At 64.4% G+C, this 16,301-nt stretch carries 14 protein-coding genes; 8 read left to right on the forward strand and 6 right to left on the reverse strand.

Features of this window, described 5'->3' with window-relative positions; genetic code table 11:
* Window positions 1-7 precede the first annotated feature (7 nt).
* Window positions 8-2,329, reverse strand: coding sequence for a penicillin-binding protein 1B (gene mrcB, locus ACSMEV_RS00070; protein ID WP_459206760.1), 2,322 nt, complete (start codon window positions 2,327-2,329; stop codon window positions 8-10).
* Between the two features lie 116 nt (window positions 2,330-2,445).
* On the opposite strand from mrcB, the gene ACSMEV_RS00075 reads away from it, so the two are divergent.
* Both ACSMEV_RS00075 and ACSMEV_RS00080 read left to right on the forward strand, forming a co-directional pair.
* On the forward strand, window positions 2,446-4,005 hold the full coding sequence (locus ACSMEV_RS00075) for a bifunctional aminoglycoside phosphotransferase/ATP-binding protein (protein WP_459206761.1): 1,560 nt from the start codon (window positions 2,446-2,448) through the stop codon (window positions 4,003-4,005).
* Between the two features lie 138 nt (window positions 4,006-4,143).
* The gene (locus ACSMEV_RS00080; RefSeq protein ID WP_296265779.1) at window positions 4,144-4,419 is read left to right on the forward strand and encodes a TfoX/Sxy family protein; all 276 of its coding nucleotides are present in this window, start codon (window positions 4,144-4,146) and stop codon (window positions 4,417-4,419) included.
* A 309-nt stretch (window positions 4,420-4,728) separates the two neighbouring features.
* Here ACSMEV_RS00080 and ACSMEV_RS00085 read toward each other — a convergent pair whose 3' ends face one another.
* Genes ACSMEV_RS00085 through ACSMEV_RS00095 form a run of 3 tightly spaced genes read right to left on the reverse strand, consistent with a single transcriptional unit; the run spans window position 4,729 to window position 7,414 of the window.
* Window positions 4,729-5,496, reverse strand: coding sequence for a heme ABC transporter ATP-binding protein (locus ACSMEV_RS00085; RefSeq protein ID WP_459206762.1), 768 nt, complete (start codon window positions 5,494-5,496; stop codon window positions 4,729-4,731).
* Window positions 5,496-6,533: a FecCD family ABC transporter permease gene (locus ACSMEV_RS00090; RefSeq protein WP_459206763.1), complete on the reverse strand. Its 1,038-nt coding sequence runs from the start codon at window positions 6,531-6,533 to the stop codon at window positions 5,496-5,498. Before ACSMEV_RS00090 ends, ACSMEV_RS00085 begins: the two co-directional genes overlap by 1 nt.
* Window positions 6,530-7,414: a heme/hemin ABC transporter substrate-binding protein gene (locus ACSMEV_RS00095; protein ID WP_459206764.1), complete on the reverse strand. Its 885-nt coding sequence runs from the start codon at window positions 7,412-7,414 to the stop codon at window positions 6,530-6,532. Before ACSMEV_RS00095 ends, ACSMEV_RS00090 begins: the two co-directional genes overlap by 4 nt.
* A 147-nt stretch (window positions 7,415-7,561) precedes the next feature.
* Between ACSMEV_RS00095 and ACSMEV_RS00100 the strand changes: the two genes are divergently transcribed.
* A complete protein-coding gene (locus ACSMEV_RS00100) occupies window positions 7,562-7,909 on the forward strand; it encodes a Rieske (2Fe-2S) protein (protein WP_459206765.1) in 348 nt (115 codons plus the stop codon).
* Here the strand turns inward: ACSMEV_RS00100 and sfsA are convergent.
* Window positions 7,872-8,585: a DNA/RNA nuclease SfsA gene (gene sfsA / locus ACSMEV_RS00105; protein WP_459206766.1), complete on the reverse strand. Its 714-nt coding sequence runs from the start codon at window positions 8,583-8,585 to the stop codon at window positions 7,872-7,874. The two genes, ACSMEV_RS00100 and sfsA, sit on opposite strands and share 38 nt — an antisense overlap.
* Window positions 8,585-9,757: a pyridoxal phosphate-dependent aminotransferase gene (locus tag ACSMEV_RS00110; RefSeq protein ID WP_459206767.1), complete on the reverse strand. Its 1,173-nt coding sequence runs from the start codon at window positions 9,755-9,757 to the stop codon at window positions 8,585-8,587. The genes sfsA and ACSMEV_RS00110 overlap by 1 nt, the downstream gene beginning before the upstream one ends.
* A gap of 208 nt (window positions 9,758-9,965) precedes the next feature.
* On the opposite strand from ACSMEV_RS00110, the gene dksA reads away from it, so the two are divergent.
* From dksA to ACSMEV_RS00135, 5 genes are all read left to right on the forward strand, one after another.
* Entirely contained in the window at window positions 9,966-10,412 is a 447-nt protein-coding gene (dksA, locus tag ACSMEV_RS00115) for an RNA polymerase-binding protein DksA (protein ID WP_296265790.1), read from the forward strand.
* A 63-nt stretch (window positions 10,413-10,475) separates the two neighbouring features.
* A complete protein-coding gene (gene gluQRS / locus ACSMEV_RS00120; RefSeq protein ID WP_459206768.1) occupies window positions 10,476-11,363 on the forward strand; it encodes a tRNA glutamyl-Q(34) synthetase GluQRS in 888 nt (295 codons plus the stop codon).
* Window positions 11,364-11,420: 57 nt separating this feature from the next.
* Complete coding sequence (locus ACSMEV_RS00125; RefSeq protein WP_459206769.1) at window positions 11,421-11,651, forward strand: hypothetical protein; 231 nt, start codon at window positions 11,421-11,423, stop codon at window positions 11,649-11,651.
* Window positions 11,635-14,619 (forward strand): sensor histidine kinase, encoded by a 2,985-nt coding sequence (locus ACSMEV_RS00130; protein WP_459206770.1) that lies wholly within the window; start codon window positions 11,635-11,637, stop codon window positions 14,617-14,619. The genes ACSMEV_RS00125 and ACSMEV_RS00130 overlap by 17 nt, the downstream gene beginning before the upstream one ends.
* Before the next feature lie 4 nt (window positions 14,620-14,623).
* Window positions 14,624-16,063 carry a sigma-54-dependent transcriptional regulator gene (locus ACSMEV_RS00135; protein ID WP_459206771.1) on the forward strand — a complete coding sequence of 480 codons (1,440 nt, stop codon included), beginning with the start codon at window positions 14,624-14,626 and terminating at the stop codon, window positions 16,061-16,063.
* Window positions 16,064-16,301: the final 238 nt, after the last annotated feature.

Consider the following 16,301-nt stretch of genomic DNA (forward strand, 5'->3'; position numbering starts at 1 on the left):
CTAGTGCTCAATTCATCCAGCCCTTGACCCAGTCCATGACCGAGTCGTCCGGCGCTTGCTCGCCACCACAGGCGGCACCGGCCGCAGGCTCGCTGCCGCGAATATACGGCATCTGCACGGCGCCCGGACAGCTCTGGTCGGACCCCTGCCCGGTGTTCGGATCGATCCAGGCCTGGACGATGTTGTCCGGTTGCGGCATGTCCAAGGGCAACGGGTCGGCCTTGTGCATGAAGCTGGTCCAGACCTGCAACGCGCCGGTGGCGCCGGTGAACGGCGTCTTGCCGTTGTCGTCGCGGCCCAGCCAGACCACAGCCAGCAGGTCTTGGCTGAAGCCGGAGAACCAGCTGTCGCGCGAATCGTTGCTGGTACCGGTCTTGCCCGCCAGGGTCAACGAGTTGGGCAGCACATTGTAGACCGAGCGTCCGGTGCCTTCGCGCATCACCCGCTGCATGGCGTTCTGCACCAGATAGATGGCGCCGCCGTCGAAGGTCTGCTGGACCTGGAAGGGATAACGCTTGAGCGGTTCGCCTTCGGCGGTCAGTACGCTGCGGATACCGCGCATCGGCGTATTGAAGCCGCCATTGGCGATGGTCTGGTACATCGTCGCCACCTGCATGGGCGACATGCCACCCGCGCCCAGCAACATCGACGGGAAGGCATCCCAGTTCACGTTCACGCCCAGACGGCCGATGGTCTTGATCACGTTCGGCACGCCCACTTGCAGACCGATCTTGGCTGTGGACAAGTTGTAGGAGTGCGCCAGCCCCTGATACAGGTAAATGGTGCCGTGGGAGCGACGATCGTAGTTCTGCGGACGCCAGACCTGGCCGTCGGCGCCTTTGACCGAGAAGGCCTCGTCCTGCACTAGGCTGGTCAGGGTGAAGGTGCCGGGTTTTTCCAGCGCCGTGAGGTAGACCGCCGGTTTGACCAGCGAGCCGATCGGCCGCACGGCGTCGATGGCGCGGTTGAAGCCGGCGAAGCCGGACTGCCGACTGCCGATCAGTGCCTGCACTTCGCCGGTTTCCGGGTTGCTCACCACCATCGCCGACTCGACCTCGTCAGAGCCCTTGCGCCCGGCCAGACGTTTGAAGGTCTCGGTCATGGCCGTTTCGGCTTTCATCTGCAGGATCGGGTCGAAGCTGGTGAAGATGCGCAAGCCTTCTTCGGTCAAGTCTTCGTCGCGGTAGTCTTCACGCAGCTGGCGCTTGACCAGGTCGAGGAAGGCCGGGAAGGAGCTGTCGGCCAGGCTGCCGCGCTTGGTCACGCCCAGCGGCATCTTCTTCGCGGCGTCGACCGCCTCCTGGCTGGCCACACCCTGCTGGGCCAGCAGGTCGAGCACCAGGTTGCGCCGCTGCAGGGCGCGCTCCGGATAGCGACGCGGGTTGTAGTACGAAGGCCCCTTGACCATACCGACCAGCAAGGCGATCTGGTGCAGCTTGAGTTCCGACAATGGCTGGCTGAAGAAGAACTGGCTGGCCAGGCCGAAACCGTGCACGGCGCGCTGGCCGTCCTGGCCGACGAACACTTCGTTCAGGTACGCCTCGAGAATTTCGCGCTTGTCGTAATGCAGCTCCAGCAGCACCGCCATCATGGCTTCGGTGAGCTTGCGGCTCAGGCTGCGCTCGCTGGTCAGGAAGAAGTTCTTCACCAACTGCTGGGTCAGGGTGCTGCCGCCTTGGCGCATCGCGCCCGACGAGGTGTTGACCCAAATCGCCCGGGCGATGGACTTGGGCGATACGCCATGGTGGCTATAGAAGTCGCGGTCTTCGGTGGCGATCAAGGTTTCGAGCAGGTACGGCGGCACCTGGTCGATATTGATCAGAATGCGGTCTTCGAGGTTCTTCGGGTAGATACCGCCGATCATCAGCGGTTCGAGGCGCACCACGTCCAGTTTGCTGCCGTTGGCCCCGGCAAGCCCCGCCACGTAGTCGCCCGAAAAGCGTACACGCACGAACTGCGCGGGCTCCATGCCTTCATAGAACTGGAAGCCACGGGTATTCAGGTCGACGTTGTTGCCGTTGACCGATGCTTCGCCCGGACCGCTGGCGGCGGCTTCACGCCGGTAGCCCAGGGCGTCGAGTTCGGTGAGGAAGTCATTCTTGCTCAGCTTCTGGCCGACGAACAGCTCCAGCGGGCGGGCATAGACCTTGGCCGGAATGGTCCAGCGCTTGCCGGAGAATTTTTCCTGCACGGTGGCGTCGAGGTACACGGCGAAGCCGGCGAGCGCGACCAGGCCTACCAGGCTGAGCTTCAGGGCCCAGCCGAGCAGGACGCGGCCGCGTCCAGGGCTGGATTTCTTGGGGGTACGGGGCTTTCGGGATCGAGTCATGGCGGCGGATTATACGCACTTTACTTTGGCTGGGCAGGCATCCCCGCGGTTTGCAGGGAAGGCACCATTGACCATAATGGCCCCCTCGAATTCCCTGACCCTCCGAAGGATCGCTCGTGAGCCAAGCCCTGATCGACGCGCTGCAGAACAGCGCCCTGTACCCCCATCCCGTGGACGGGTTCCAACTCATCGAGACGCACATCTCCTGGGTCCTGCTCACCGGCGAATACGCCTACAAGATCAAGAAGCCGATGAACTTCGGTTTTCTCGACTTCACCGACCTGGACAAGCGCCGGCATTTTTGCAACGAAGAATTGCACCTCAACCAGCGTCTGACCGATGGCCTTTATCTGGACGTGCTGCCGATCACCGGCAGTGTGGAGGCCCCGGTCATCGGCGGCGAAGGCGAAGCGCTCGAGTACGTGTTGAAGATGCGCCAGTTCCCGCAGTCGAACATGCTCAATGCCCTGCAGGCCAACGGCGAACTGACCGCTGAACATATCGACCAACTGGCCCGGCAAATCGCCGCATTCCACCTCGACGCGCCTCGCGTGCCAGACACCAATCCGTTGGGTTCGCCGCACCACGTCATGGAGCCGGTCGAGCAGAACTTCGAACAGATTCGTCCGTTCCTCAAGGACAGCGCCGATCTGGAGCAGTTGGACAACCTGCAAGCCTGGGCGCAGAGCACCTACCAACGCCTGGAATCGTTGATGCTCAAGCGCAAGGCCGATGGCTTCGTGCGCGAATGCCACGGCGACATCCACTTGGGCAACGCCACGGTCATCGATGGCAAGGTGGTGATCTTCGACTGCATCGAGTTCAACGAGCCGTTCCGCATGACCGATGTCTACGCCGACATCGCCTTCCTGGCCATGGACCTCGAAGACCGCGGCCTGAAGTGGCTGGCGCGGCGCTTCATCAGCCAGTACTTGGAACTGACCGGCGACTACCAAGGCCTGGAACTGCTCAACTTCTACAAGGCCTACCGCGCGCTGGTACGGGCCAAGGTCGCGTTGTTCGGCTTGTCTGCCGATGCCGATGGCGTACAGCGCGCCACCACCCTGCGCACTTACCGCAACTACGCCAACCTGGCCGAGAGCTATAGCGCCATCCCCTCGCCGCTGCTGGCGATCACTCACGGCGTCTCGGCAGTGGGCAAGAGCCATGTGGCCATGCGCCTGGTCGAAGCCCTGGGCGCCATTCGCGTGCGCTCGGACGTGGAGCGCAAGCGCCTGTTCGGCGAGCAGTCGGCTGAGGCCAAGGCATTGGCTAGCGGTATCTATGCCGAGGATGCCAGCACCGCCACCTACCAGCGCCTGCACCAATTGGCGGCGACCATTCTCAAGGCAGGTTTGCCCGTGGTGCTCGATGCCACCTACCTCAAGCAGGACCAGCGCCATGCAGCGGCCCATGTGGCCAGCGAAACCGGCGTGCCGTTCCTGATCCTCGACTGCCATGCGCCCGAAGCGGTGATCCTCAGTTGGCTGGAGCAGCGTCAATCCGAGCAGAGCGACCCGTCGGACGCCACGCTGGAAGTCGTCAAGGCGCAACAGGCCGGGCGCGAGCCGCTTGATCAAGACGAAACCTTGCTCAGCAAGCGTGTCGACACCCACCAAGCCAGTGCCATGGATGAGCTGATCGAGCAGATTCGCCAGCGCCTGCCAGGGTTGTAACTGCCCAAACCTTGCCATGCGAGGCTGGATCACGGTCTCGTATGGCAAAAAAGGCGTATTCGCAAAACCCCGCTACACTCATCCGCTCTGTAAGGATTTTTTTCAGACGACACCGTTCAGCCATCGCAAGGAGGCTTGATGAACGATGAGTTGCAGCACCTTAAAAACCTGGGCAAAACCTCCGCGCAGTGGCTCCATGCCGTCGGCATCCACAGCCTCTCCGACCTACGCCGTCTCGGCGCGGTCAGCGCCTACCGGGCGGTGAAGCTACGGGGATTTCGTGCATCGAAAGTGCTTTTGTACGCCATCGAAGGTGCCTTGCTCGACATGCACTGGAACGATTTGCCAAGTGAACGCAAACAGGCGCTGCTACAGCAACTGAATGCCAAACCGTTAAACCAAAAAATAATTTGATAAATGCGGTGCAGGGGATTGACTACGAAATGAGAATCGTTATGATTATCACAACTGGTCGCGAGACTGGTTGGATAACCTGAAAGCCCTTGGTCGGACTCTCAGATTATCTCCTCATCAGGCTAATCACGGTTTTTGACCCGGCAATTTGCCGGGTCTTTTTTTGGCCGGTGCTTTCGTCGATGTCGATGGGGATGGCAGGTGATCTGGTCCATCGCCTGCCACAGCCAGATCGGGGGCCGTTCCCGTCCGCCTTTCACGGCTTGCGGACGGGAACGGCCCCTACGCGGGTCAGCCCCTCTCGCCGCTTCAGCGCATGATGACCAACGGGTGCCCCCGCTCGGGATGCGCTTGCACCAGCACTTCGATACCGAACACCGCTTGCAAGGCTTGGGGTGTGAGCACCCGTGACGGCACGTCCAAGGCGTGGCAGCGTCCCTCCTGCAACAATAGAATGCGGTCGCAGTAGCGGGCGGCCAGGTTCAGGTCGTGCAGGATCACCAGCACGGCCGCGCCGCGGTCGGCGACCTCGCGTACCGCTTGCAAGGTGGTGTGTTGATGCAGCGGGTCGAGCATCGAGATGGGCTCATCCAGCAGCAGGGTAGTGCCGGTCGCCCCAGGCCATAGTTGAGCCAGCACCCGGGCCAGGTGCACGCGCTGGCGCTCGCCACCCGACAACTGCAGATAGCTACGCGCGCACAAGTGCCAGGCATCGGCCGCCCGCAGCGCGGCTTCGATGATTTCACCATCCTGCCGCTCGCCGCTGGAATGGGGCAGACGACCCAGTCCCACCACTTCCCGAACCGTGAAGGAAAAGCCCAGGCTCGAGACTTGCGGCAATACGGCCAGGCAACGTGCCCTGTCCTGCCCGCGCCAACTGTCCAGCGCACGCCCCGCCAAACGTACGTGTCCCTGACTCGGTGCCAGCTCCCCGCACAGCACGCTCAGCAAACTGCTCTTGCCTGCCCCGTTGGGGCCGAGCACGCCCACGATCTGACCAGGTTGCAGTTGCAGGTCGATATCGCTCAGCACCGCTTTGTGGCCGCGGCGCAGGTGCAAGGCCTCGACTTCGAGCATCAGCCGCGCCCCCGTATTAGCAGGAACAGGAAGAACGGCGCACCGATGAAGGCCGTGACGATGCCGATGGGCAGTTCGGCAGGGGCCAGCGCCAGCCGCGCGATCAGATCGGCGAACAGCAACAGCGTGCCGCCTGCCAACAGCGACGCTGGCAGCACCACGCGGTGGTCCGGCCCGGCCAACAGGCGCACCAGGTGCGGCACGACCAGGCCGATGAAACCGATCAGGCCCGCCGCGGCCACTGCCGCACCTACCCCCAGTGCAGTGCAGAACACCAACTCGCGCTTGAGCCCCTCCACATCGACGCCCAAGTGCCGCGCCTCGGACTCGCCCAGCAGCAAAGCATTGAGCGCCTGCGCCCGGCGCGGCAGCCACAGCGCCACGCCGCCGGTGACCAACAGCAGTGGCCACAGGCGCTGATAGCTGGCGCCGTTGAGGCTGCCCAGGTTCCAGAAGGTCAAGGTGCGTAACGTGGCGTCGTCGGCTAGATAGGTGAACAGCCCCACCGCCGAGCTGGCCAGTGCAGTCAGGGCGATGCCGGCGAGCAGCATGGTCGCCACGCTGGTCTGACCGTCGCGCCTGCCCAGGCGGTAGACCAGCGCGGTTACGCCCAGGCCGCCGAGAAACGCGCAGACCGACAGCAGATAGGGCGCGAACGCCTCATCGATGCTGCCCAGCCAGCTGCCGCCCACGATCGCTATCGCGGCGCCCAATGCCGCGCCGCTGGCGACGCCGACCAGGCCCGGATCGGCCAGTGGATTGCGAAACAGCCCCTGCATGGCGACCCCGGACAGTGCCAGCACCGCGCCGACGGCCAAGCCCAGCAACGTGCGCGGCAGACGGATCTGCCCCAGGATCAGTTCGGCCTGCCCCAGCCCTTCGCCCGAGAGCGGCACGCCCAGCAGCCGCAGCCCCGCGCGCCAGGTATCGGCCAAGGGCAGATTGACCGGACCCAACGCCAGCGACAGCCAGACGGCCAATACGCAAGCCAGGCCCAGCCCGATGAACAGCGTGCGCGGTGCCAGCAACCGCCTCATCGCGCCAGGCTGACCTGGCCTGCGGGATAGAACGCCTGGGCCAGACGCTCCAGGGTGGCGGGCAGTCGTGGCCCCAAGCCACCGACCAACAGGGTGGGGTCGAGGGTGATCACGCGCTGCTCACGTACCGCTCGGGAACCGGCCAGGCCTGGGTTCTCCTTGAGCAAGGCCTGCACGGCCGCTTCGCCGTCCAAGGCACGGTCGGACACCACCAGCACGTCCGGGTCCATGGCCGCCAGCGCCTCCAGCGACAGGGGTTTGTAGCCCTGATGATCGGCCAGATTGCGCGCGCCGGCCTGCTTGAGCAGCCAGTCCCCCGACGTGCCCTGCCCTGCCAGCAAGGGCTTGCCACCGGCATGGCCGACCAGCAACAGCACACCGGGCGCGGACTGCTTGGCCTGGGCACGCTGGATCGAGGTGTTCAACGCATCGATCCGCTGGCGGTAGTCGCCAGCCAGCGTAACGGCCTGCTGCTCGGCGCCGAGCAAGCTGCCAAGGCGCTTGAGGTTGTCGTCGACTGCGGCAAGTGCCGGCTCGCTGGAAAACAGCTCGACCCGCACCCCGGCGCTGCGCACCTGTGCAAGCGCGGGCGGCGGCCCCATCTCATCGGTGCCGGCCAGCACATCGGGGCGCAGGCTGAGAATGCCTTCAGCCGACAGTTGCCGCTGATAGCCGATGCTTGGCAGCGCCTTGAGCGTTTGCGGGTGCTGGCTGGTGGTGTCGACGCCGACCAGATGCGCCTCGCCGCCCAATGCGCTGATCCATTCGCTCAAGGCACCCCCGGCGCTGACCCAGCGCTGCGGCAGCTCTTGGGCCAAGGCCAGGGAAGAAAACGCCAGGCCGGCGCACAGGCTGACCAAGGTGAGGGGTTTGCGCATCATCGGGATTCCTCGCTAAAGCAGGCCACGCGGCTTGTGGCGCTTGATGGAACTGCTCACCATGGGGCAGCCGGTACGACACTGGCAGCCATTTGATAATTACTCGCATTGAGGCGTCAAGCGACGCGCGCATCACACAAGGCTGACACCATGGATTTTCTCTGCGCTTCCGATGCCCTGCCCGAAGGCACCAGCCGCGCGTTCAGCCTCGAGCAGGCGACGCTGTTCGGCGTGCGGCGACAGGGCCGCGTCTACCTCTACCGCAATCGCTGCCCCCATCGGGGTATCGGGTTGCAGTGGTCGCCGCAGGCGAGCCTGCTCGACCCCAGCGGCCAGCTCATCGAATGCGCGCACCATGGCGCGTTGTTTCTAGTGGAAAGCGGCGAGTGCGTCGCCGGCCCTTGCGAAGGGGAAATGCTCGAAGCCCTGGCCTGTCACGAAGACGTCCAAGGCCTGTGGCTCATGGATTCAACAGCACCGGCAGACGCCGATCGATGAAGATTTCCCCGGCGTCCAGCCGAGTGCCGTACGCCAACACCTTGACGCCGTCGGCCACCGCCGCGTGCAGGGCCTGGGCATAGGCCGCGTCGATCTCCTCGGCCGGGCGCACCGCCTCGATCCCGGTGAGGTTGACGCAATACAGCTGCACCGCCCGCACGCCTTGACGCGCCAAGGCGGCCAGTTCGCGCAGGTGCTTGGCCCCGCGCTGGGTCACTGCATCGGGAAACGCCGCGACCGGTGAGCCCGGATAGCCCAGGGTCACGCTCTTGACCTCGACGTAAGCGACGCCGTGCGGGTATTCCAGGCGAAAGTCGATACGGCTGCGCTCCTCGCCATAGGCCACTTCCCGGCGCAGCGCGGTGAAACCGGCCAGTTCGGCGATCAGCCCCGCGTGCAGGGCCTCCTCGACCAATGCGTTGGCCCGCCCGGTATTGATGCAGGCCAGACGACCCTGGGGCGTTTCGCTGATTTCCCAAGTACCGGGCAGCTTGCGCTTGGGGTCGTTGGAACGGCTGAACCACACCTGCCCGCCTTCGACCATGCAGTTGAGCATCGAGCCGGTGTTGGGGCAGTGGATGGTCAGTTGCTCGCCGTTGGCCAATTCGATGTCGGCCAGAAAGCGCTTGTAACGCCGCAGCAGGCGGCCCTCTTCCAGTTCGGGATGAAAGCGCATCAGCCTTGCCAACTCCGCAGGCCACGGGCGATACGTTCGACGGCCTGCTCCAGGCGCGGCAGGCTCTGGGTGTAGGCGAACCGCACATGGTGCCCGGCCAGATGGCGACCGAAATCCAGCCCTGGGGTGAAGGCCACGTGTTCGGTTTCAAGGAAGTGTCGGCAGAACGCGAAGGCATCGCCGCCGAACGCGCTGATATCGGCATAAAGGTAGAAGGCGCCCTGAGGTTCGACGGCAATGCCGAAGCCCAGCTCGCGCAGCGCCGGCAGCAGATAGTCGCGGCGGTGGGCAAAAGCATTGCGGCGTTCCTCCAGAATCGCCAGCGTCTGTGGCTCGAAGCAGGCCAGCGCAGCGTGCTGGGCCATGCTCGGGGCGCTGATGTAGAGGTTCTGCGCCAGCTTCTCCAGGTCGGCCACGGCGGCCGGCGGCGCCACCAGCCAGCCCAGACGCCAGCCAGTCATGCCGAAGTATTTGGAAAAACTGTTGAGCACGAAGGCGCCATCGTCGACCTGCAGCACGCTCGGTGCGTCCATGCCGTAGGTCAGGCCGTGGTAGATCTCGTCTACCACCAGATGGCCCTGGCGCACCTGCACCGCATGCGCCAGTTCAGCCAGCTCGGTGCGACCGAGCACAGTGCCGGTGGGGTTGGCCGGCGAGGCGACCAGCGCACCGACCGTGTCCTGGCTCCAGTGGCGATCGACCAGGTCGGCGGTCAGTTGGTAGTTCTGCTCGGGCCCGACCGGCACCAACTGCGCGCCGCCTTCGACCAGGCGCAGGAAGTGGCGATTGCACGGGTAGCCCGGATCGGCCAGCAACCAATGCTTGCCCGGGTCCACCAGCAGGCTGCTGGCCAATAGCAAAGCGCCCGACCCGCCTGGGGTGATGAGGATGCGCTGCGGGTCGATGTCCAGCCCGTAGCGCTGGGCGTAGAAACCGGCGATCGCCTCGCGCAATGCCGGCAGGCCACGGGCGGCCGTGTAACGGGTATGGCCCGCAGCAAGGGCAGCCTGGCCAGCGGCGACGATGGGTGCGGCGGTGGTGAAGTCGGGCTCGCCGATCTCCAGGTGGATGACGTCGTGGCCGGCCGCTTGCAGCTCGTTGGCGCGCGCCAGCAGGGCCATGACGTGGAAAGGTTCGATCGCGCGACTGCGTGCGCTGTAGGGTTGCGTCATGGCGTTTCTCGCTGATGACTGAACTGAATTTTTTTCTTGGGGCCTGCTACCGAACGTGCCGGACACGGCGCTGTCCATAGCCAGATCGGGAGGGTAGCGCGCCCCCGATCTATCTGATAAGTTCGGCGGCTCGCAGTCGCAGGGCCGGCGGGTGTCGGATAAGGAGCAGCCTGCGCATTGGATCAGATGAGTGAGAGGCGGTCTATTCATGTCCACCGTAGAAAAGCAAAAAACCGGTCAGACCATGTACGGTGTCGAGCCTTATAAGGAAACGAAGGGCGAGGAGTACATGGCCGAGCCCATGCGCACGCACTTCACCAAGCTGCTGACCGCTTGGAAAGGTGAGTTGATGCAGAGCGTCGACCGCACCGTGGACCACATGAAGGACGAAGCAGCCAACTTCCCGGACCCGGCCGACCGTGCCAGCCAGGAAGAGGAATTCGCCCTTGAACTGCGCAACCGTGATCGGGAGCGTAAGTTGATCAAGAAGATCGACAAGACCTTGCAGAAGATTACCGACGAAGAATACGGCTGGTGTGACAGCTGCGGCATCGAGATCGGCCTGCGCCGTCTGGAAGCCCGCCCAACTGCGGACCTGTGCTTCGACTGCAAGGAAATTGCCGAGAAGAAGGAAAAGACCCACGGCAAGGGTTGATCCTTCATCCACCTGAACGGGGCGCATCATGCGCCCCGTTTCGTATATATACCTAGCCAAACCATGACAGACACGCGCTACATCGGACGCTTCGCCCCCACCCCCAGTGGTTTCCTGCACTTCGGCTCACTGGTCGCGGCACTGGCCTCCTGGCTGGATGCGCGCGCGGTCGGCGGCCGCTGGTTGCTGCGCATGGAAGACACCGACCCGCCGCGCGAGATGCCCGGCGCCCGCGAGGCCATCCTGCACACGCTGGAGCGTTACGGCCTGGAATGGGACGGCGAAGTGGTAGTACAGAGCCAGCGCCACGCGGCCTACGCAGCCGTGGTCGATCGCCTGTTCAACCTGGGCCTGGCCTACGCCTGCACCTGTTCGCGCAAGCAGCTTGAAGGGTACGGCGGCCTCTACCCAGGTTTCTGCCGCAACGCCGGCCACGCGCGCGAAGGCGCGGCGATTCGCCTGCGGGTGCCAGAACTGGCGTATCGTTTCCAGGATCGCGTGCAAGGCGAATTCAGCCAGCACCTGGGGCGGGAGCTGGGCGATTTCATCATTCAGCGGCGCGACGGGCTGTACGCCTACCAACTGGCGGTGGTGCTCGACGATGCCTGGCAAGGCGTGACCGATGTGGTGCGCGGAGCCGACCTGCTGGACAACACGCCACGGCAACTGTATTTGCAGGAGCTGTTGGGGTTCTCGCAACCGCACTACTTGCACGTGCCGCTGATCGTCCAGCCCGATGGCCACAAGCTGGGCAAGACCTATCGCTCACCTGCGCTCGAAGCCGACCAGGCCACGGCATTGCTCTTGCGTGCCCTACGCGCGCTGGGCCAGGCCACCGACCCCGACATGGCGCACGCTGGCCCCGCTGAGGTTCTGGCGGTCGCGCGCCAACGCTGGCAGGTCGCGGCGATCCCGCAACAAAGCACCCTGGCCGAAGCCGATCTGCGCTAGAGCACTTGCCCCAACCGTAGAAGCCCAATAGATTCAGGCCCTTGCTCGACGACGGGGATGTCCGACCACGGCCGTCTCTTCGCTGCGCGCCACCCATTCTTCGAGGCCAGCATGTACATCTATCGTTTGGTCCTGCTCCTGGTGGTGGGGATCTACCTGTTCTCACCCGCCATCATGGACTGGTGGATCGACCCGACCGGCGCCTGGTATCGGCCTTACCTGCTCTGGCTGATCCTGATCGTCGTCACCTTCATTCTGCAGAGCCAACGAGATGCCGATGAGCTTTAGCCTGACCCAGATGGTCCTGATCAGCGCCGCTTACCTGCTGGTGCTGTTCGGCGTGGCCTGGATCAGCGAGCGCGGCCTGATTCCGCGCGCGGTCATCCGCCACCCGCTCACCTACACCCTGTCGCTGGGCGTCTATGCCAGCGCCTGGGCGTTCTACGGCTCGGTGGGGCTGGCCTACCAGTACGGCTATGGTTTCCTGGCGTGCTACCTGGGCGTCTCGGGCGCCTTCCTGCTGGCGCCGGTCTTGCTGTATCCGATCCTCAAGATCACCCGCACCTATCAGCTGTCGTCCCTGGCCGACCTGCTGGCGTTCCGCTTTCGCAGCACCTGGGCCGGTGCGCTGACCACCATCTTCATGCTGATCGGCGTGCTGCCCTTGCTGGCCTTGCAGATCCAGGCGGTGGCCGACTCGATCAACATTCTCACCGGCGAGCCGGTCAAGGCGCGGGTGGCCCTGGCGTTCTGCGTGCTGATCAGCCTATTCACCATTTTCTTCGGCTCGCGACACATCGCCACCCGCGAAAAGCACGAAGGCCTGGTGTTCGCCATCGCCTTCGAGTCGGTGATCAAGCTGCTGGCCTTGGGCGGCATTGGTCTGTATGCGCTTTACGGCGTATTCGGCGGGCCGCACGAACTGGAAATCTGGCTGTTGCAGAACCAGACCGCCCTGGCCGCCCTGCACACCCCACTCCAGGAGGGGCCGTGGCGCACCCTGCTGCTGGTGTTCTTCGCCTCGGCCATCGTAATGCCACACATGTACCACATGGCCTTCACGGAGAACCTCGACCCGCGCTCGCTGGTCAGCGCCAGCTGGGGCCTGCCGCTGTTCCTGCTGCTGATGAGCCTGGCCGTACCGCTGATCCTCTGGGCCGGCCTGCGCCTGGGCGCGACCACCAACCCGGAATACTTCACCCTGGGCCTGGGCATCGCCGCCAACAATTCGGCGCTGGCCTTGCTGGCCTACGTGGGCGGGCTGTCGGCTTCCAGTGGGTTGATCATCGTCACCACCCTGTCGCTCTCGGGCATGGCCCTCAACCATCTGGTGCTGCCGCTCTACCAGCCGCCAGCCGAGGGCAACATCTACCGCTGGCTGAAGTGGACGCGGCGGGCGTTGATCGTCGCCATCATCGCAGCGGGCTTCGTGTTCTACCTGACCCAGAACAGCCACCAGAGCCTGGCCAACATGGGCATCGTCGCCTTCGTCGCGACCTTGCAGTTCCTGCCCGGCGTACTCTCGGTGCTGTATTGGCCGACGGCCAACCGGCGCGGCTTCATTGCCGGCCTGCTGGCAGGCATCGCGGTGTGGATGGTGACCATGCTGCTGCCGCTGTTGGGCAATGTGCAGGGCTTCTACATCCCGCTGCTGGACATGATCTATGTGCTCGATGACACCAGCTGGCACATGGCGGCCATCGCTTCGCTGGCCGCCAACGTGCTGCTGTTCACGCTGATTTCGCTGTTCACCAACGCCAGCAGCGAAGAGGCCAGCGCAGCCGAGGCCTGTGCGGTGGACAACGTGCGCCGCCCACAGCGGCGCGAACTGCATGCGGCCTCGCCCCAGGAGTTCGCTACGCAACTGGCCAAGCCCTTGGGCGCGAAAGCCGCGCAGAAGGAAGTCGAGCAAGCCCTGCGCGACCTCTACCTGCCTTTCGACGAGCGCCGTCCCTATGCCCTGCGGCGCCTGCGCGACCGCATCGAGGCCAATCTGTCGGGCCTGATGGGGCCGAGCGTGGCCCAGGACATGGTCGAAACCTTCCTGCCGTACAAGTCGGGCAACGAAAGCTACGTCACCGAAGACATCCACTTCATCGAAAGCCGCCTGGAAGACTACCACTCGCGCCTCACGGGCCTTGCCGCCGAGCTCGACGCGCTGCGCCGCTATCACCGGCAGACCTTGCAGGAACTGCCGATGGGCGTGTGCTCGCTGGCCAAGGACCAGGAAATCCTCATGTGGAACCGGGCCATGGAAGAGCTGACCGGGATCGCCGCCAAGCACGTGGTCGGCTCGCGCCTGACCACCATCGGCGAACCCTGGCGCGGGCTGCTGCTGGACTTCGTCAGTCTGCCCGACGAACACCTGCACAAGCATCGCCTGGCGCTCGAAGGCCAGCCGCGCTGGCTGAGCCTGCACAAGGCGGCCATCGACGAGCCGCTGGCACCGGGCAACAGCGGCCTGGTGCTGCTGGTCGAGGACCTGACCGAGACCCAAGCCCTGGAAGACAAGCTGGTGCATTCCGAACGCCTGGCGAGCATCGGTCGTCTGGCGGCCGGGGTGGCCCACGAGATCGGCAACCCGATCACCGGCATCGCCTGCCTGGCGCAGAACCTGCGCGAGGAACGCGAGGGCGACGGGGAGATCATCGAGCTGTCTAGCCAGATTCTCGAGCAGACCAAGCGGGTGTCGCGCATCGTCCAGTCGCTGATGAGCTTCGCCCACGCCGGCGGCAGCCAGCAGAACAGCGAAGAGCCGGTGTGCCTGGCCGAGGTCGCGCAGGATGCCATCGGCCTGCTGGCCCTGAACCGGCGCAACTTCGAAGTGCAGTTCTTCAACCTATGTGACCCCGAGCACTGGGTCGAAGGCGATCCGCAGCGCCTGGCGCAGGTGCTGATCAACCTGCTGTCCAATGCCCGCGACGCCTCGCCGCCCGGTAGTGCGGTACGCGTGCGCAGCGCTTTGAGCGAAGGGAACGAACACATGGTCGATCTGATCGTCGAAGACGAGGGCAGCGGCATCCCCAAGAACATCATGGACCGCCTGTTCGAACCCTTCTTCACCACCAAGGACCCCGGTGAAGGTACGGGGCTGGGCCTCGCGCTGGTCTATTCGATTGTGGAAGAGCATTATGGACAAATCACCATCGACAGCCCCGCCGACCCCGAACGGCAACTTGGTACCCGGATCCGCGTTACCCTGCCACGGCATGTCGTAGCGACGTCCCCAGACATTCGAGACCGTCGAGAGAATTGAATCCATGCCGCATATTCTGATCGTCGAAGACGAAACCATCATCCGCTCGGCCTTGCGACGCCTGCTCGAAAGGAACCAGTATCAGGTGAGCGAGGCAGGTTCGGTACAGGATGCCCAGGCCCAGTTCAGCATCGCCACCTTCGACCTGATCGTCAGCGACCTGCGCCTGCCGGGCGCGCCTGGCACCGAACTGATCAAGCTCGGCGAGGGCACCCCAGTGCTGATCATGACCAGTTACGCCAGCCTGCGCTCGGCCGTGGACTCGATGAAGATGGGTGCGGTGGACTACATCGCCAAACCCTTCGACCACGATGAAATGCTGCAGGCCGTGGCGCGCATCCTGCGCGACCGCCCAAAAGCGGCCGCCGCATCGGCCGAACCGCGCAGCACCGGCAAACCGGCCGCAGCGGACAAGAGCATTGCCGGCAACGCCTCCGGCGAGATCGGCATCATCGGTTCCTGCGCACCGATGCTCGACCTGTTCGGCAAGATTCGCAAAGTGGCGCCCACCGACTCCAATGTGCTGATTCAAGGCGAATCCGGTACGGGCAAAGAGCTGGTCGCGCGGGCACTGCACAACCTCTCGCGGCGCGCCAAGGCGCCGATGATCTCGGTGAACTGTGCCGCTATTCCAGAAACGCTGATCGAATCCGAGCTGTTCGGCCATGAGAAAGGCGCCTTCACCGGCGCCAGCGCAGGGCGGGCCGGTCTGGTCGAAGCGGCCGACGGCGGCACGCTGTTCCTCGACGAAATCGGCGAGCTGCCGCTGGAGGCGCAAGCGCGTCTGCTGCGCGTCCTGCAGGAAGGCGAGATTCGCCGGGTGGGCTCGGTGCAGTCGCAGAAGGTCGACGTGCGTCTGATCGCCGCGACCCACCGCGATCTGAAAAGCCTGGCCAAGGCCGGCCAGTTCCGTGAAGACCTGTACTACCGGCTGCACGTCATCGCGCTGAAACTGCCTGCGCTGCGCGAGCGCGGCAGCGACGTCAACGACATCGCCCATGCCTTCCTCGCCCGCCAAAGCGCGCGCATCGGCCGCGACGACCTGACCTTCTCCGCCGAGGCCGAGCAAGCCATTCGTCACTACAGCTGGCCGGGCAACGTGCGCGAACTGGAAAACGCCGTGGAGCGCTCGGTGATTTTGAGCGAAAGCCCGGAAATCTCCGCCGAGCTGCTGGGGATCGATATCGAACTGGCCGACCTCGAAGACGGCGACCCGCTGGACCAGCTGCCGTCCTCAGGCGCCGTGAGCGGTAACGCCAGCCATGACCCTAGCGAAGACCTGTCGCTGGAGGACTACTTCCACCATTTCGTGCTCGAACACCAGGACCACATGACCGAGACCGAACTGGCCCGAAAACTGGGCGTGAGCCGCAAGTGCCTGTGGGAGCGGCGCCAGCGCCTGGGCATTCCGCGGCGCAAGAGCAACGCCACCAGCGAACAGTGACCGCCTTCCAGGTGCGGCGCTCGCCGCACCTGCCCCCACTCCCGCAAAAACCTGTTACCTGCCTTACACGACGTAACATCTTCCGAGGCGAACGGTAACGAATATGCTTATTCCATACCGTCACCATATCCTCTTGATCCACCCCAAACCCTGGATTTACGGGCTTTAGCCAAAGTTGGCACGGCGCCTGCTATATGTTTGGTACAAGAACAATAACAAGCACCGCAACCCATAATAA

This window comes from Pseudomonas sp. MLB6B, assembly GCF_054508135.1.

What these genes read in the sequence shown, in the direction of transcription:
- ACSMEV_RS00110 (WP_459206767.1), bottom strand. Translation starts at nt 9,757, where the DNA reads ATGACGCAACCCTACAGCGCACGCAGTCGCGCGATCGAACCTTTCCAC.
- ACSMEV_RS00130 (WP_459206770.1), top strand. Translation starts at nt 11,635, where the DNA reads ATGCCGATGAGCTTTAGCCTGACCCAGATGGTCCTGATCAGCGCCGCT.
- gluQRS (WP_459206768.1), top strand. Translation starts at nt 10,476, where the DNA reads ATGACAGACACGCGCTACATCGGACGCTTCGCCCCCACCCCCAGTGGT.
- sfsA (WP_459206766.1), bottom strand. Translation starts at nt 8,585, where the DNA reads ATGCGCTTTCATCCCGAACTGGAAGAGGGCCGCCTGCTGCGGCGTTAC.
- ACSMEV_RS00135 (WP_459206771.1), top strand. Translation starts at nt 14,624, where the DNA reads ATGCCGCATATTCTGATCGTCGAAGACGAAACCATCATCCGCTCGGCC.
- ACSMEV_RS00090 (WP_459206763.1), bottom strand. Translation starts at nt 6,533, where the DNA reads ATGAGGCGGTTGCTGGCACCGCGCACGCTGTTCATCGGGCTGGGCCTG.
- ACSMEV_RS00125 (WP_459206769.1), top strand. Translation starts at nt 11,421, where the DNA reads ATGTCCGACCACGGCCGTCTCTTCGCTGCGCGCCACCCATTCTTCGAG.
- ACSMEV_RS00080 (WP_296265779.1), top strand. Translation starts at nt 4,144, where the DNA reads ATGAACGATGAGTTGCAGCACCTTAAAAACCTGGGCAAAACCTCCGCG.
- ACSMEV_RS00085 (WP_459206762.1), bottom strand. Translation starts at nt 5,496, where the DNA reads ATGCTCGAAGTCGAGGCCTTGCACCTGCGCCGCGGCCACAAAGCGGTG.
- ACSMEV_RS00095 (WP_459206764.1), bottom strand. Translation starts at nt 7,414, where the DNA reads ATGATGCGCAAACCCCTCACCTTGGTCAGCCTGTGCGCCGGCCTGGCG.
- dksA (WP_296265790.1), top strand. Translation starts at nt 9,966, where the DNA reads ATGTCCACCGTAGAAAAGCAAAAAACCGGTCAGACCATGTACGGTGTC.
- mrcB (WP_459206760.1), bottom strand. Translation starts at nt 2,329, where the DNA reads ATGACTCGATCCCGAAAGCCCCGTACCCCCAAGAAATCCAGCCCTGGA.
- ACSMEV_RS00100 (WP_459206765.1), top strand. Translation starts at nt 7,562, where the DNA reads ATGGATTTTCTCTGCGCTTCCGATGCCCTGCCCGAAGGCACCAGCCGC.